This is a genomic window from Nakamurella deserti (genome assembly GCF_003260015.1).
Classification (GTDB): Bacteria; Actinomycetota; Actinomycetes; order Mycobacteriales; family Nakamurellaceae; genus Nakamurella; species Nakamurella deserti.
On record NZ_QCXS01000002.1, the window covers coordinates 134,444 to 150,759 of the forward strand.

The 16,316-nt window shown below is 72.6% G+C and carries 13 protein-coding genes; 9 read left to right on the forward strand and 4 right to left on the reverse strand.

Annotation, left to right across the window (positions count from 1 at the left end; genetic code table 11):
- The first annotated feature begins 3 nt into the window (after positions 1-3).
- Positions 4-408, forward strand: a complete 405-nt coding sequence (locus tag DB033_RS00935; RefSeq protein ID WP_111765049.1) for a DUF2237 family protein — start codon at positions 4-6, stop codon at positions 406-408.
- A 274-nt stretch (positions 409-682) separates the two neighbouring features.
- On the opposite strand, the gene DB033_RS00940 is transcribed toward DB033_RS00935, so the two are convergent.
- On the reverse strand, positions 683-1,336 hold the full coding sequence (locus DB033_RS00940; RefSeq protein WP_111765050.1) for a hypothetical protein: 654 nt from the start codon (positions 1,334-1,336) through the stop codon (positions 683-685).
- 504 nt (positions 1,337-1,840) lie between these two features.
- On the opposite strand from DB033_RS00940, the gene DB033_RS00950 reads away from it, so the two are divergent.
- From DB033_RS00950 to DB033_RS00985, 8 genes are all read left to right on the forward strand, one after another.
- Positions 1,841-2,584 carry an AAA family ATPase gene (locus DB033_RS00950; protein ID WP_111765052.1) on the forward strand — a complete coding sequence of 248 codons (744 nt, stop codon included), beginning with the start codon at positions 1,841-1,843 and terminating at the stop codon, positions 2,582-2,584.
- 246 nt (positions 2,585-2,830) lie between these two features.
- Entirely contained in the window at positions 2,831-4,063 is a 1,233-nt protein-coding gene (ftsZ, locus tag DB033_RS00955) for a cell division protein FtsZ (protein WP_111765053.1), read from the forward strand.
- A 2-nt stretch (positions 4,064-4,065) separates the two neighbouring features.
- The gene (gene pgeF, locus DB033_RS00960; protein ID WP_111765054.1) at positions 4,066-4,770 is read left to right on the forward strand and encodes a peptidoglycan editing factor PgeF; all 705 of its coding nucleotides are present in this window, start codon (positions 4,066-4,068) and stop codon (positions 4,768-4,770) included.
- A 167-nt stretch (positions 4,771-4,937) separates the two neighbouring features.
- Positions 4,938-5,615, forward strand: coding sequence for a cell division protein SepF (locus DB033_RS21560; protein ID WP_276309178.1), 678 nt, complete (start codon positions 4,938-4,940; stop codon positions 5,613-5,615).
- Between the two features lie 92 nt (positions 5,616-5,707).
- Complete coding sequence (locus tag DB033_RS00970; protein WP_111765056.1) at positions 5,708-6,010, forward strand: YggT family protein; 303 nt, start codon at positions 5,708-5,710, stop codon at positions 6,008-6,010.
- A gap of 198 nt (positions 6,011-6,208) precedes the next feature.
- Positions 6,209-6,919, forward strand: a complete 711-nt coding sequence (locus DB033_RS00975; protein ID WP_111765057.1) for a DivIVA domain-containing protein — start codon at positions 6,209-6,211, stop codon at positions 6,917-6,919.
- Positions 6,920-7,456: 537 nt separating this feature from the next.
- Positions 7,457-10,627 carry an isoleucine--tRNA ligase gene (gene ileS, locus DB033_RS00980; protein WP_111765058.1) on the forward strand — a complete coding sequence of 1,057 codons (3,171 nt, stop codon included), beginning with the start codon at positions 7,457-7,459 and terminating at the stop codon, positions 10,625-10,627.
- 110 nt (positions 10,628-10,737) lie between these two features.
- A complete protein-coding gene (locus tag DB033_RS00985; RefSeq protein ID WP_111765059.1) occupies positions 10,738-11,616 on the forward strand; it encodes a DUF559 domain-containing protein in 879 nt (292 codons plus the stop codon).
- A gap of 44 nt (positions 11,617-11,660) precedes the next feature.
- Here the strand turns inward: DB033_RS00985 and DB033_RS00990 are convergent, their stop codons facing one another.
- From DB033_RS00990 to DB033_RS21015, 3 genes are read right to left on the reverse strand one after another with little or no spacing between them, the layout of a single operon-like run.
- Positions 11,661-12,893, reverse strand: a complete 1,233-nt coding sequence (locus DB033_RS00990; protein WP_111765060.1) for an alanine racemase — start codon at positions 12,891-12,893, stop codon at positions 11,661-11,663.
- 25 nt (positions 12,894-12,918) lie between these two features.
- Entirely contained in the window at positions 12,919-14,403 is a 1,485-nt protein-coding gene (locus tag DB033_RS00995; RefSeq protein ID WP_111765061.1) for a dynamin family protein, read from the reverse strand.
- Positions 14,400-16,316 carry a dynamin family protein gene (locus DB033_RS21015; RefSeq protein WP_205843589.1) on the reverse strand — a complete coding sequence of 639 codons (1,917 nt, stop codon included), beginning with the start codon at positions 16,314-16,316 and terminating at the stop codon, positions 14,400-14,402. The genes DB033_RS00995 and DB033_RS21015 overlap by 4 nt, the downstream gene beginning before the upstream one ends.

Sequence of the window (16,316 nt, forward strand, 5' to 3'; positions counted from 1 at the left end):
TGCATGACCCCACCGTCGGCCGGCGAGTTCAACGTGTTCGGCGAGCCACTGCAGCCCTGCGGCACGGACCCGGTCACCGGGTACTTCCGGGACGGCAGCTGCCGCTGCGGCCCCACCCAGACCGCCACGCACACGGTGTGTGCGGTGGTCACCCGGGAATTCCTCGAGCAGCAGCGCGCCGCGGGCAACGACCTGACGACCGCGATGCCCAGTTTCGGCTTCCCCGGCCTGGTGCCGGGGGACCGGTGGTGTGTGGTCGCCGCCCGGTGGCTGCAGGCCTACCGGGCCGGCGCGGCCGCACCCGTGGTGCTGGCGTCGACGAACCGCACCACGCTGGAGCTGATCCCGCTGGAGGTGCTCCGCGAGCACGCGGTCGACGTGCCGGGGGACATCAGCTCCCTGGGCTGACCGCGAGCACGCGGTCGACGTGCTCGGGAAGTCAACTCCCTGGGCTGACCGCCAGCACGCGGTCGACGTGCCGGGGACCTCAGCTCCGGGCTGACCGCGAGCACGCGGTCCAGTGCCGGGGACGTCAGCTCCCTGGGCTGACCGCCAGCACCCGGTCGACCTGCCGGGGACCTCAGTTCTTGGGCTGACCGCCAGCACGCGGTCGAGCGCCAGGCACGTCAGCTCCCTGGGCTGACCGCGACCGACCCGGTGCGGACGCGCCGGCCGGTGACGTTCACCGGTGTCGCTCGAGACCGACTCCGGGGCGTGACGCCGGCGCGCGCCCGGCGGTTCGCGCCTTGCGCTCGGCGGCCTCGGTGGCGACCGCCTGCCGCCGGCGCCGACGCCACTGCGCGACGGGTGGCAGGAACGACAGCACGAGCACCAGCAACGCGGGACCGCCGGAGAGCACGAACGACAGGGCCGCCGCACCCACGTCCATCACCTCGTGGTCGACAATCGCCGCGATCAACGCCCGGGCCATCGGCACGGCGGCGACGAGTGCGCCCAGTCGGACCGCCCAGACCAGTCCGTGCCGGATGAACAGCACCCCGCCCAGCCACATCACGACCCCGCCGAGCACCGCGAGCTCCGGTGTGCGCAGGGTGACCGCCGCCGCCCAGTCGAAGCCGGACTTCTGCGGCCAGAACAGCCAGACGTACAGGCCACCGGCGACCAGCGACAGGATCAGCAGCACGAGCGCGGAACCGGGAGCGCGCTGCGACTCCTCGTCACCGGGGTAGTAGATGACGCCGTGCTCGTCGACCTCGCCGGCCCCGACGGTGCCCGCCGGTGCGACGGTGCCGGAGTAGTGCAGGACGCCGTCGTCGTCGGCGCGGCCACGCGGGTCGCCGGGGACCGACCGGAACGGGTCGGGAGGGATGGTCATGACTCCAGTCTGCGTCATCGCTGAACGGGGGCCGGGAGCGGCGGACGGCGGCCGGCATGGGTCGCGTGCGGACCGGGTGCCCGAGGTGGCCGGGGTGGCGTCGGGCCGCCGGGCCGTCGCGGTTCGGCACCGCCGTGACCGGTGCGGAACCGGGTGCGCATCACTCGTGCGGCGGTGCCGGCGCTGCACCGCCCCGGGCGCGCCCCGGTCGCGCCGATGCGGTCGACCCGTCGGTGCGGATCGTGCCGGCCGCCGGCATCGTCATGGTGCACGGCGGAACCGGTTGTGGCACGGTCCGTTTCGACGCCGCCGGCGGGGTCGACGTGACTGTGGACGCGCCCGGCGGCACCGTGCAGCGGCTCGCTGGCGCTTTCTGAGCGGACCCGCACCCGGGTCGTTCCCGCCTCCCGGTTCGTCCTGGGGGCGGGGCGGGGCGGGGCCGCGGTGTCGGTGCCGTGCGCAAGGGTGGGTGGGCACCGGGCGGATGACGCGGGCGGGGGAGCGATGGCGGGCAGGACGAGGTACCGGGCGAGACCGCTGCGGCGGATCCGCGTCGAGGACGCCCCACCCACCGGCGGCCCCGCCGCCGGCTGGCCCTGGTCGATGCCGGCCGTGGACGCGCTGGCCGCGCAGCCGCTGGAGCTGGGGCCGGTGACCGTCCTCGTCGGAGAGAATGGCTCGGGCAAGTCCACGGTCGTGGAAGCGATCGCGATGGCGTTCGGGATGGCCGGCGAAGGAGGTTCGACCGGAGCCCGGCACGCCACCCGTGCTTCGGAGTCGGAGTTGTGGAAGTACCTGACGCTGACCCGGGAGCCGGGTGGGGCCCGCTGGGGCTTCTTCCTCCGCGCCGAGACGATGCACGGTTTCTACTCCTACCTCGAGGACCATGCCGGGCCGCGGCCCGAGCCGGTCTTCCACGAGATGAGCCACGGTGAGTCGTTCCTCGCGCTGCTGGGCACCGAACGCTTCCGCGGCCCCGGGCTCTACCTGCTCGACGAGCCCGAGTCGGCGCTGTCGTTCCAGGGGTGCCTGCTGCTCGTCGCCCAGTTGCACGAGCTCTCGCGCACCGGCGGTGCCCAGATGATCGTCGCCACCCACTCGCCGCTGGTCGCCGCGATCCCCGGTGCGCGGATCCTGGAACTCGGCCCGTGGGGGATCCGCGAGTCGGCCTGGGCCGATCTGGCCCTGGTGCAGCACTGGCGGTCGTTCCTGCGGGACCCACGGATGTTCCTGCGTCACCTGGACTGACCGCACCGCACCCCGGCACGGATCACCCGGAAATTCCCGCGTGTCGACGGCGCGCCTCGACGGCGTCGAGGCCGTCCGGAACTACCTTCGGTTCCATCACCAGCTTGACATAACTATAAGGGTCTGGTCGAGGTTGAGGGTTAGGGGACACGCCGAGAGCGTGTCGCGGAAGCCCACCGTCGACCGCGCCGGACCCACGACGCCCCTCGACTGAGAACAGCACCACCGAGAACGAAGGAACTCCTCATGACCCCTCCGCACAACTACCTCGCCGTCATCAAGGTCGTCGGTATCGGCGGCGGCGGCGTCAACGCCGTCAACCGGATGATCGAGGTCGGCCTGCGCGGCGTCGAGTTCATCGCCATCAACACCGACGCGCAGGCGCTGCTGATGAGCGACGCCGACGTGAAGCTCGACGTCGGCCGTGAGCTCACCCGCGGCCTCGGCGCCGGCGCCAACCCCGACGTGGGCCGCAACGCCGCCGAGGATCACCGCGAGGAGATCGAGGAGGTGCTCAAGGGTGCCGACATGGTCTTCGTCACCGCCGGGGAAGGCGGTGGCACCGGCACCGGTGGCGCCCCCGTCGTCGCCAGCATCGCCAAGAAGCTCGGCGCGCTGACCATCGGCGTCGTCACCCGGCCGTTCGCCTTCGAGGGCAAGCGCCGCGGTGCCCAGGCCGAGGAAGGCATCAAGGAGCTGCGCGCCGAGTGCGACACCCTGATCGTCATCCCCAACGACCGGCTGCTGCAGCTGGGCGATCTCGGCGTCTCGCTGATGGACGCCTTCCGGTCCGCCGACGAGGTGCTGCTCAACGGCGTCCAGGGCATCACCGACCTGATCACCACCCCCGGTCTGATCAACGTCGACTTCGCCGACGTCAAGTCCGTCATGTCCGGCGCCGGCACCGCCCTGATGGGTATCGGCAGCGCCCGCGGCGAGGGCCGGGCCGTCCAAGCCGCGCAGAAGGCGATCTCCTCGCCGCTGCTGGAGGCCTCGATGGACGGGGCCTACGGTGTGCTGCTCTCCATCGCCGGCGGCAGCGACCTCGGGCTCTTCGAGATCAACGAGGCCGCCTCGCTGGTCCAGGAGGCCGCGCACGACGAGGCCAACATCATCTTCGGGACGGTCATCGACGACTCGCTCGGTGACGAGGTGCGGGTGACCGTCATCGCCGCCGGCTTCGACTCCGCGCCGAGCCGTCCGGGCTACGTCCGGCCGGGTGCGGCCGCCGCCCCGGCGGCACCGGTCGCGCCGACCCCGCCGCCGCGGCAGCCCGAGCCGCCGCGGTCCGCCCCTGTCGCGCCGACCTACTTCACCGAGGGTCAGCCGGTGCCGGCCGCCCGTCCGTACGTGCCGGCCACCGCGGCCGCCACGCCGGCCGGGTACGGCTCCACCTCGTCGTTCAACGGCACCCGCCCCGCCGGGCGTCCGGTCCAGGACGACGACGACGTGGACGTGCCGCCGTTCATGAAGCGGTAGTCATGGACCCTCGGGTGGGCCGGGTGTTCACCGACCGGGAGGGCGGCGCTTCGGCGCCGCCCTTCGCGGCGTTCAACCTGGGCACCCACGTCGGCGACGACCCGGCGGCGGTCGCGGCCAACCGCGCGGCGCTGGCTTCCGCCCACGGTCTGGACCGGATCGTTTGGATGGACCAGGTCCACTCCGCGACCGTGGCGGTCGTCGACGCGACGGCGGCATCCGGTCCGGTGCCCGCCACCGACGGGTTGGTCACCACGGCTGTCGGCCTCGGGCTCGCGGTGCTGGTCGCCGACTGTGTGCCGGTGGTGGCCGCGGACCCCGTGGCGGGGGTGGTCGGAGTGGCCCATGCGGGTCGCAACGGCGCAGCCGCCGGCATTGCCGTCCGGCTGGTGGAGACGATGGCGTCCGTCGGCGCGTCCGCGGCCGATCTCGAGGTGCTGATCGGCCCGTCCGTGTGCGGCCGCTGCTACGAGGTGCCACCGGACATGCAGGCCGCGGTCGCCGACCTGCTGCCGGGAAGCGCGTGTGACACCCGTTGGGGGACCACCGGTCTCGACCTGGCGGCCGGTCTGCATCGCCAGCTCGCCGGCCTCGGGGCGACGGTGGCCGTGGACGGTCGGTGCACCGTCGAGACGCCGACGCTGTTCAGCCACCGCCGTGGCGCGCCGACCGGCCGGCAGGCCGGTCTGGTCTGGCTGCGATCCTGAGTGGCCGCCGGGCGATGGGCCAGGCCCGGATCACCGAAGTCGCCGGTGCCGCATCGCGTGTCGGTGGTCGGGACGGTCCCGTCGGACCGATACCGTTCATTCTCAGTTCCCCGCGATCGAGGGCGATGATTCCGGCCGGTGACGGCCAACCGAGGAAGGAATGTTCCATGGGTTTTGGGCGCAAAGTAGGTGCCTTCCTCGGACTGGTGCCCGAAGACGGGCACGCCGGGCGTGACGGCGAGTACGACCCCTCGTACCCCGCCGACTACCGCTCCGACCGGTCCGATCAGTACGACGACTTCGACGACTTCGAGGGCGCCGAGTACGCCGGCGAGTACGGCCGTGACTACGGCACCGAGTACGCCGGTTCCTCCCCGGTCAAGGCCGAGCAGTTCGGCGGCTACGGCGCCACCGGCCACGACCGGGCCGGCGACCGTTACGACGTCCGGGCGGAGAGCCGCCCCGACAACGGCCGCGGCGACGCCGGTTACGCCGAGACGACCACCCACGGAGCGCTCGCCATGCAGCCCATCGTCGCCCCCCGCCGCGAGCCGGAGACCAAGTCCGCCGGCCGTCCGGTCACCATCAAGCTGACCGGTTTCGGCGAGGCGCGCGTGATCGGTGAGAAGTACCGCGACGGGCAGTCCGTGATCATGGACATGACCGAGATGGCCGACGCGGACGCTCGCCGTCTGGTCGACTTCGCCGCCGGGCTGGCCTTCGCCATGCGCGGCTCGATCGACAAGGTCACCACCAAGGTGTTCATGTTGCTGCCGTCGGACATCGACGCGTCGGACATCTCGGCGGAGCAGCGCCGGGAGTTCGCCGGAGCCTACGGCCGCTGAGCCGTCGCCTGAACGAGTCGTTGTCGACCCCTTGAGTACGGAAGAGCCGGTGGCGAGAGATCGCCGCCGGCTTTTCCGGTAGAAACGAGACTGTGAACATCTTCTGGCAGATCGTCTACCTGGTGCTCTGGGCCTTCTACATGCTGCTGATCGGCCGTCTGCTGCTCGAGTTCGTCCGGATGTTCGCCCGGTCCTGGATGCCCTCCGGCCGCTCGGCCATCGCGGTCGAGTCCGTGTACACGGTGACCGACCCGCCGGTGAAGGCCCTCCGCCGCTTGATCCCGATGGTCCGCATCGGTGGTTTCGCCCTCGACCTCAGCCTCATCATCCTGTTCCTGGTGCTGAGCTGGCTGCTGCTGCCGTTGGTCGCCTCCCTGGCGATCAGCGCTCTCTGAGCCGGCCGCACCGTCCTGACCTGTCTCCACCTGCCGGCACCTGCGCCGATCGGTCGGCGCGGGCGTCGGGCAGCGGTTCCGCCCAGCGGGTCCGCAGGTCCGGCGGAGTAGGGTTTCCCCGGACTCGATCCGCAATCCCACACGTCCGCGTCGTCGCCCCACCCCGGGCGGCCCGCACATTTCCCGGAGGATGAATCCATGCGGCTGACGCCAGCAGAAGTGCACAACGTCGCCTTCAAGAAGCCCTCGATCGGCAAGCGCGGTTACGACGAGGACGAGGTCGACGCCTTCCTGGACCTGGTCGAGGACGAGCTGGCCCGCCTCATCGAGGAGAACAACGCGCTGACCGCGCAGCTGGCCGACGCCGGCATCACGGTCGACAGCCGCACCGACGAGGAGGGCATCGCGGCCACGCCGTTGCCCGCCGCCGAACCCGCCGCCGCCCTCACTCCGGAATCCGCGCCCGCCGCTGCGCCGACCCCCGTGTCCACCGGGGACGCCCACACCGCCGCCGCGCGGCTGCTGGGTCTGGCGCAGGAGACCGCCGACCGGCTCACCTCCGAGGCGCGTGAGGAGGCCGAGAGCACCCGGGCCGCCGCCAAGGCCGACTCCGACAAGCTGCGCGCCGACGCCACCGCGGAGTCCGAGCGAATCCGCACCGAGGCCCAGACCTTCTCCGACGACCTGCTCGCCGAGGCCCACACCAACGCCGAGGCGGCCGAGGCCGAGGCCCGCACCAAGAAGGAATCGGTCCTCGGACAGCTGGAGAGCGAGAAGACCGAGCTCGAGCAGAAGATCGAGGGGCTGCGCACCTACGAGCGCGAGTACCGCTCGCGTCTGAAGAGCTGGATCACCGACCAGCTCAACCAGCTGGACGGCAACCCGAGCGAGAGCTCCACCGTCTCCTGAGCCCTGAGCCCTGAGCCCTGAGCCCTGAGCCCTGAGCCCTGAGCCCTGAGCCCTGAGCCCTGAGCCGTGAGCCCTGAGCCCTTGGGCCCCTTGGCGCGAGGTCCTGAGCGCGGAGCGCACGGCACCGCACGACGGCGCCCGTCCCGACCGTGTCAACGGTTAGGATGGGCGCCTGTGTGTTCCGGGAATCGTCCGGGGCGCACCGCAGTTGCACCGACAGCACCAGCGGTACCAACGCACCAGCGGTACCGACGAGCAGTGACACGCAGTGACACAGCACGCAGGCACTGACCCGGCCATCACCGGTGAGCCATCCGGAAGAACGGTCCTCACGGACTCACTAGAACCGGACGGGCGCGGCCCGACATCGCCGCACGACGAGCGGTCGCACGTCCCCCGGGGCGGCGGCAAGCGGGGTGGTACCGCGGGAACCGGCCTCAGGGCCGCCTTCTCGTCCCTGCACGGTGAGACGTGTGCAGCGGCCGGAGCATCCGGACGCGGCGCCGTGAGACGTGTGCAGTGACCCGAGGAGTGAAGATGACCGGCCAGTATCCCCGTGCGGGCGCCCAGAGCGTCACCGCCCATCCCGACTTCCCGCAGCTGGAGACCGAGGTCCTCGCCTACTGGGCGGAGAACGGCACCTTCCAGGCGTCGATCGACCAGCGGTCCAGCGGCGACAACGGCAGCAACGATTTCGTCTTCTACGACGGCCCACCCTTCGCCAACGGTCTGCCGCACTACGGGCACCTGCTGACCGGCTACGTCAAGGACCTGGTACCGCGCTACCAGACCATGCGGGGGCGGCGGGTCGACCGTCGGTTCGGCTGGGACTGCCATGGGCTGCCGGCCGAGGTCGAGGCCGAGCACCAGCTGGGCATCAAGCACAAGTCCGAGATCGAGGCGATGGGTATCGGCGTCTTCAACGACGCCTGCCGCACCTCGGTGCTGCAGTACACCTCCGACTGGGAGGCCTACGTCACCCGGCAGGCGCGCTGGGTGGACTTCGACAACGACTACAAGACCCTCGATCTGGACTACATGGAGTCCGTGATGTGGGCGTTCAAGACGCTCTGGGACAAGGGTCTGGTCTACGAGGGCTACAAGGTCCTCTGGTACTGCACGCGCTGCGAGACGCCGCTGTCCAACAGCGAGACCCGGATGGACGACGTCTACCGGTCCCGACAGGACCCGGCCGTCACGGTCGCGTTCCCGCTGTCCGCCCCCGGTGCGGTGTTCGACGGCGCGAAGGCGCTGGCCTGGACGACCACCCCGTGGACGCTGCCGTCGAACCTGGCGCTGGCGGTCGGGCCCGACCTGGACTACGCGGTCGTGGCGTCGTCCGCACACCCGGGGGAGACGTTCGTGCTGGCCGAGGCCCGCGTGGGTGCCTACGCCCGCGAGCTGCCCGACGCCGAGGTGCTGCACCGGCTCAAGGGTGCGGAGCTGCTCGGCGCCACCTACACGCCGCCGTTCGACTTCTTCGTCGGCCGGCCGAACGCCCACCAGGTGCTCGCCGCCGACTACGTCACCGTCGAGGACGGCACCGGCCTGGTGCACATCGCGCCCGCCTTCGGTGAGGACGACAAGGCGGTCACCGACGCCGCGGGCATCGAGGTGGTCAACCCGGTCGACGGTCAGGGCAAGTTCACCGCTCTGGTCGCGCCGTACGAGGGCATGCACGTCTTCGAGGCCAACGTCCCGATCATCGGCTATCTGAAGGAATCCGGGCTGCTGATCAGACGGGAGACCTACGACCACTCGTATCCGCACTGCTGGCGCTGCGACACCCCGCTGATCCAGCGGGCGGTGTCGTCGTGGTTCGTCGCGGTGACGACGATCAAGGAGCGGATGGTCGAGCTCAACCAGCAGGTCGAGTGGGTGCCGGGGCACATCAAGGACGGCCAGTTCGGCAAGTGGCTGGCCAACGCCCGCGACTGGTCGATCTCCCGCAACCGCTTCTGGGGGTCGCCGATCCCGGTGTGGACCTCCGACGACCCGCTGTATCCACGGGTGGACGTGTACGGCTCGCTGGACGAGATGGCCGCCGATTTCGGCGTGCGTCCGGACGACCTGCACCGCCCGTTCATCGACGAGCTGACCCGCCCCAACCCGGACGACCCGACCGGGCGCTCGACCATGCGCCGGGTGCCGGAGGTGCTGGACTGCTGGTTCGAGTCGGGTTCGATGCCCTACGCCCAGGTGCACTACCCCTTCGAGAACCGTGAGTGGTTCGAGGAGCACTACCCGGGCGACTTCATCGTCGAGTACAACGGGCAGACCCGCGGCTGGTTCTACACCCTGCACGTGCTGGCCACCGCGCTGTTCGACCGGCCGGCGTTCAAGTCGGTCGTGGCGCACGGCATCGTGCTCGGCGACGACGGCCTGAAGATGAGCAAGTCGAGGAAGAACTACCCGGACGTCAACGAGGTGTTCGACCGGGACGGCTCCGACGCGATGCGCTGGTTCCTGATGAGCTCGCCGATCCTGCGCGGCGGCGACCTCGTCGTCACCGAGGCCGGCATCCGGGAGAGCGTGCGGCAGGCGGTGCTGCCGCTGTGGAACGCCTGGTACTTCCTGTCGCTCTACGCGGGGGCGTCGGGCACGGTCGGGGAGTGGCGCACCGACTCGACCGACGTGCTGGACCGCTACATCCTGGCCAAGACGGCCCAGCTCCGCGACGAGCTGACCGCCGACCTCGACGGGCTGGACATCGCCGGGGCGTGCGGGGAGGTCCGCTCGTTCCTCGAGGTGCTCACGAACTGGTACGTCCGGCGGTCCCGCCAGCGGTTCTGGGACGGCGACGCGGATGCCATCGACACCCTGCACACCGTGCTCGAGGTCGTCTCGCGGCTGGTGGCGCCGCTGCTGCCGCTGACGACCGAGGTGGTGTGGCGGGGGCTGACCGGTGAGCGGTCGGTGCACCTTGCCGACTGGCCGGAGTCCGGCCTGGTACCCGCCGACACCGAACTGGTGGCGGCGATGGACGAGGTGCGCGAGGTCGCGTCGGTGGCCCTGTCGGTGCGCAAGGCCGAGTCGCTGCGGGTGCGGCAGCCGCTGGCCTCGGTCACCGTGGTGGCGCCCGAGGTGGCTCGCCTCGAGCCGTATCTCGGTCTGGTGAAGGACGAGATCAACGTCCGCGACGTGGTTCTCGCCGACCTCGCCGACGGCGGCGCCCACCAGGTGCGTCAGCAGCTGACGGTGAACGCCCGGGCCGCCGGCCCGCGGCTGGGCAAGCAGGTCCAGCAGGTGATCAAGGCGGCCAAGGCCGGCGAGTGGTCGGTGTCGGATGACGGGACGGTCACCTGCGGCGGCGTCGACCTGGCGGCGGGGGAGTACACCCTGGAGCTGGTCGCGGCCGGTGGTGAGGACGCCACCTCCTCGGAAGCGATCGGCATCCTGCCGTCCGGCGGGTTCGTCGTGCTCGACACCGCACTGGACGACGACCTGCGCGACGAGGGTCTGGTGCGCGACGTGGTGCGCGTGGTGCAGCAGGCGCGCAAGGACGCCGGGCTCGACGTCAGCGACCGGATCGTGCTCACCGTGTTCTCCGACGACGCCGTCTGGGCCGCCGTGGACGCGCGCTCGGAGTACCTGGCCGGCGAGACCCTCGCCGTGTCGGTGACCCGCGGGGAGCCCGGCGGGTCCGGCGAGACCTCCGGCGTCGTCGGCGACGGCGTGAAGGTGAGCGTCACCGTCACCCGCGCCTGACCCTGCGCATCCTCGGGCGGATAACTCTCACCCGTGAGAGTTATCCGCCCGAAGTCTCGGCGTGGGGACAACCCTCCGGCGCCGCCGGTCTGATCGAGCATGCTGCCGCGGTGGACGAAGCGGCTCTGGTCACGCTGCGCGGCGGGGTGTTCAGCCGCGCGGAGGCCCTGCGGGCGGGCGTCAGCTCGGCCACGGTGGCGCGGCGGTTGGCCGACAAGGTATGGCGGGCCGTTCATCCAGGGGTGTACCGGCACGCGGCGGTCGCCGTGTCGGACACCGTGATGCTCGAAGCCGCGCTGCTGTGGGCCGGCCCGACGGCGACCCTGTCGGGAATCTGGGCGGCGTGGTGGCACGGCCTGCGGCCGGAGCCGTCCGGCCCGGTCACGGTGACGGTGCCCCGGTCGTCCGCGGTGCGGACCCGGCCGAGCATCGTGGTCCGCCGACGCGCCCTGAGTGCTGCCGACGTGACGACCGTGCGCGGGGTGCGGGTGATCTCGCGGGCGCTGGCGGCGCTGGAGAACGCTCGAACGACCGACGGGCAGGACATCGTCGACCGCGCGGTGCAGCGACACGTGTCCGTGCCCGAGCTCGCGGTGGCGATGGACCGGTTCACCGGGGCGCACGGTGCGACCGCCGCGCGTCGATCCCTGGCCTTGGTGGCCGACGGCACCGTGTCCCCTCCGGAGCGCGATCTGGCCCGGGCGTTGCGGCGGGCGGGGTTGACCCAGATCCGCGCGGGCGTCCACGTGCGGATCGGCGGCCGCCGATGCTGGCTCGACTTCGCCGTCGAGGAGCTGCAACTCGCGGTCGAGGTGGACGGCGTCAGCGCCCATTCCGACCCGGCCGTGTTCCACCGGGATCGAGAACGGCAGAACCTGCTGGTCCGGGCCGGGTGGACGGTGCTGCGGTACACCCCGCTCCAGCTGCGGCGCGACATGTCGCGGGTCATCGCCGAGATCCGGGCCACTCTCGCGACTCTGGGCGGATAACTCTCACCGGTGAGAGTTATCCGCCCAAGATGAGCGGCCACCGGTCAGAAGTAGGTGGCGACGAGGTCGAGCAGCTCGGGGTCGTCGCCGGGACCGACCACCGGGATGAGCCGCCACTTGTCGAACGTGGTGCAGGGGTGGGAGATGCCGAGCCGCACCACCTGCCCGACCCGGACGTCGGCGTCGTCGGGTAACCGCAGGTAGGCGTGCTGGTCGTTGAGCGCCGAGACGTGGGCGTCGGTCAGCGATCTCGCCGGGGCGCCCAACGTGTCGGCGATCACCTGGGGCTCCGGGAGGCCGGCGTCGAAGCCGACGTCGCGGCGACCGGCGTCCAGCAGCGCCAGCCCCGGCTCCGGACGGGACAGCACCCGCGCCCACACGTGCAGCGCTGCGGTGAACGGCGTGCCCGCCCGGGACAGCGGGGACGCCGCCCGGTACTGGCCGTCGTCGTGGGTGAGATAGCAGCCGGAACGCAGCAGCACGGTGACGCTGGGGGCGGCGGCCGGACCGAGCACGTCGGCGACGTCGTCGAAGAAGGTCGACCCGCCCGCGGTGAGCAGCACCTCGGGCCACTCGTACTGACCCCGGCTCAGGAAGGTCTCGTGCAGGTCGAGCATCGCGCCGAGGAAGTCCCGCACCCGGCTGACCGACGCCTCGCTCACGTCGGTGGCCAACGCCCCCTCCCAGCCGGCCACCCCGGCCAGCGCGAGCCGCGGGTGCGCGACGATCGCGTCGGCGACGGCCAGCGCCTCGTGCATCGACCGGGCGCCGGCCCTGGCGCCGGCGGCGCCGAGCTCCACCAGTACCGGAAGCGGCCGGCCGGTGGACGACAGACCGGCGTCCATCGCGGACAGCGTCGCCGTCGAGTCCGCCCACACCCGGACCTCGGCCTCACCGTCCCGCTCGGTCAGCGCGCGCAGCGCCACCGGGTCGACCACCGGGTTCGCGACGAGGATGCGTGGCACCCCCGTCGCCAGCGCGACCGCGGCCTGCTGCGGCGTCGCCACCGTGATTCCCCACGCCCCGGCGTCCAGCTGCCGTCGCCACAGCGCCGGCGCCATGGAGGTCTTGCCATGCGGCGCCAGCGCCACCCCGCGCTCGGCGCACCACGCCGCCATCTGCGCGATGTTGGCGTCCAGGGCGGTGTCGTCGAGGACGGCGACAGGAGTGGTGCACATCGACAACCGGGGCCGTGCCGCGAGGAACTCCGGCACGGACCGTCCGGCGGTCCCCGGCGGCAGCCCCTTGTCGAGTCCGGTCAGCAGCGGAGCGTCCATCCGGACACCCTGTCATGCGGCCCCGTCAGTCCGGCGGCGGCAGCTCCGCCAGGATGCCCTCGATGCTGCGGGCGGCACCCCGGGCGGCGACGACCTCCACCCGGCCGGTCAACGGATGCTCGGCCACCCCCTGCCAGCGCAGGAGCGCGTCGACGGCCGCCCGGCGCAGACCGTCGGCGTCGGCGCCCGCCGGCATCCCCAACCGCGCGGCGGGGTCGACCCCGCCGCCGCCGAGTAGCCGCTCCAGCTCGGCCGTCTGCTCGTCGGGCAGCGCGCATCCGTCGGTGCGCAGCTGGTCGAGCAGCCGCATCTCCTCGAAGGCGTGCGCACCGGACCGGATCTCCTCGGCGCGCGCCTGCCAGCGCGGGGCGTCCCGGCAGCCGCCGTCGCGCAGCACCGCATCCAGCACGAGCAGCGCCGACCGCGCCTGCAGGATCCGGCTCCGGCCGGTGAACTGACGGGCCAGCACCACACGAAGAGTGTCCAGCCCGCTGCGGCGGTCCAGTTCGACCGCCAACGCGGTGGCCGACCCGACAGACCCCCCGCGGATCAGGTCGACCGCGAGCCGGACCCCGAACAACCCGAAGCGATCCAGCAGCCTGGCCCGCGCTGCGAGATCCAGCGGCAGCGGGCTGTCGCGTCCGGCCAGCCGGTCGGCGGTCAGCAGCAGCTCGCCCAACTCGGCGGCGTCGGCGGCGGCGAGGACGGTCAGGCCGCGGAAGTCGTTCTCGCGCAGCGTGACCCCGGCGTGGCCGAGCAGCCCGGCGACCGGGACCACCACCGGACACAACCGGCGCAGCCGGGGGTCCGCCTGGTAGCGCTGGGCCACCCGGGCCGCGACCTCGAGCGCGTCCACCCGGCAGGAACCGATCTCGTCCGCCCGGGACAACACGCCGACCGTGTTCAGCGGCGTGCCGGACGCCGGCTCGACGTCGTGGAACGCCTCCAGGAAGCGCCCGTCGCTGGCATGGGCGTGCCGCAGCAGGTACAGCACCGCGTCGACCTCCGACGGCCGCCCGTCCTCGGGCACCAGCAGCCGCAGCGTCCGGGCCGACAGCTCGGCGCTCAACGATTCGGTGCCGGGGGTGTCGATGAGCGTGAGGTCGCGCAGCCGGCTGGTCGGCCAGCGCACCTCGATCCGGTCCAGGTCCGCGGCGGCCCGACCGGCCAGGTCGACCTGCAGGGCGCCGTCGGCCCGGGCGAACGACGTCGGGACCGGCGGACCGTCGTGCGGGTGCAGCACGACCTCCGGGACCGGGCCCTCGGAGTACCAGGTGACGATGGAGGTGCACTCGCCCGCGTCGGTCGGCGCGAGCTCCTCGCCGACCAGAGCGTTCAGCAGCGTCGACTTCCCGGCCTTGAGCTTGCCGGCGAGCGCCACCCGGAGCGGTCCGGTCAGCCGCCGGCCCGCGGCCCGCAGGGTGTCCGCCGCCGCCGAGGTGGTCGCCGCCGCGCCTGCCTCGTCCAGCAGGGCGGCGACCGCCGGCACCAGATCCGGCGGCGCGGTCACGACCGGCCCCCGACGGCTGCGCCGCCCACCTGCTCGAGTACGTCCTGCTGGGCGGCGAGCGCGGCCCGCCGCCGGTCGCGCTCCGCCTCGCTCAGCCGGCCGGCCCCGGTGACCGCGCCCAGGGCCTGCCCGGCGGACCGCTGCAGCACCGCCGCCCGGGCCTGGAAGTCGTCCCGCAGCTGCCGCTGGGTACGCCGTAACGCGTCCTGGGTCTCCTTGCCCATGATGAAGCCGACTTCGTCGACGAACCGGCGCGCCGCGAGCCGGCCCTGCTGGCGCCGTTGCGCGAGTTGCCGGCGCCGTTCGTCGCGCAGCAGCTTGGAGCCGATGCCGCCGGCCAGCGCCAGCGAGAGCGGGACCATCACGACCGCGCCGAGCAGGCTGCCGGCGATCCCGAACAACGCCATCGGCACGAACACCGCGGTACGGGTGGCCGTCAGCACCGAGGCGAGCCGGCCCGCCGGTGCGGAGAGCGACTCGACCGACGCCAGCGCCAGTGACGCGAGACCGGGCGGCGGCGCGAGCCCGGCCACCGTGACCGTCGGGCCGGCCTCCAGGTCGAACGACTCGGCGACGTAGCGGGCGAGATCGGTGGCCTGCTCCTTGAGCAGGTCGTAGTTGGCGACCGCGGCCGTCACCGCCTGCCGCCGGAGCCATTCCTCGATGTCGTCCCAGGAGTGCTTGGGGTCGGCGGCGTCGATGAGCGCCTCGGCCTCGCGCAGCACTCCGCGCAGCCGCTCCTGCAGGTCGTGTTGCACGTTGGCGACCAGGTCCTGCACACCGTCGGTGAGGACCTGCTGCCAGGACGCCGCCGGGGTGGTCAGGCCGGCCGTGCGGTCGCGGACGGTGCTGAGCTGGCGCACCACCTCCGCCGCCCGGGAGGGTTCGGTGAGCACGGCCTGTTCGGCGGCCACCTCGCCGGCGAGTTGCGTGCCGACGAAGGCGAGCTCGGCGGCGGCGGCGGTGGCGGCCGCCGCCGACGCCCCGGTGGCAACGGTCCGGGCCAGGAAGGCGATCAGGTCCCGGTAGCCGGACTCGGCCAGCAGCTCCGGACGGCGGGCCGAGCGCAGCCGCAGGAAGGACGACACCCCGAACACCGGCAGCTCCAGCCCGGCGGCGGCGAGATGCGCCCGGTCGCGCTCGACGATCTCGCGCCAGTGCGGGTGCAGGTCCGTCTTGGTCACGACGCAGGCGGCCCGCGGGCACCGCTCCAGGGCCGCGCGCAGGAAGTCCACCTCCGGTCGGTTGAGTTCGGCCGAGGCGTCGGTGACGAAGAGGACCCCGTCCACCTGGTCGAGCACGCCCAGCGTGACGATGCCGAAGGCGGAGTCGAGGCCGCCGACGCCCGGGGTGTCGACGAGACACAGCCCGGACGCGAGAAGCCGGTGCGGCAACGCGATCTCCAGTGATCGCAGCCGCCGCGCGTTCGCCGGGTTCCCGACCTCGGAGACGAACTCCGCGATCGCGTCGAGCGCTACCGGGGCGGTGACCGGCCGTCCGGGTGAGCCGGATTCGAGATGGGCCACGGCGGAAGCGGTCTCACCGTGCCGGACGGTCGTGGGGACCACCGTCACCACGTCGGCGTCGGTGGGGCAGACCGCACTCTGCAGGAGCGCGTTCACCATCGTGCTCTTGCCCTTCTTGAACTCGCCGACCAGCGCGACGGTGATGGTGCGCCGCTCCCACGCGTCCCGCACCCGGTCGAGCCGCTCGACGAGGTCGGACCGGCCGCGGTCCAGAGCCAGCCGACGGGTCTCCGCGAGTCGCCGGGCGATGTCGCCGGAGGGCGGGGGCGCCGCGGGCGGGGGCGAGGTGGCCGGCGGTGGCGGTGCGGAGGTGGCTGGTGCGGCCGGGGTGGACGTTCCCGGGGCGATCGCCGGGGCGGGCGGTGCCGCGGGGGGAGCGGGGGACAT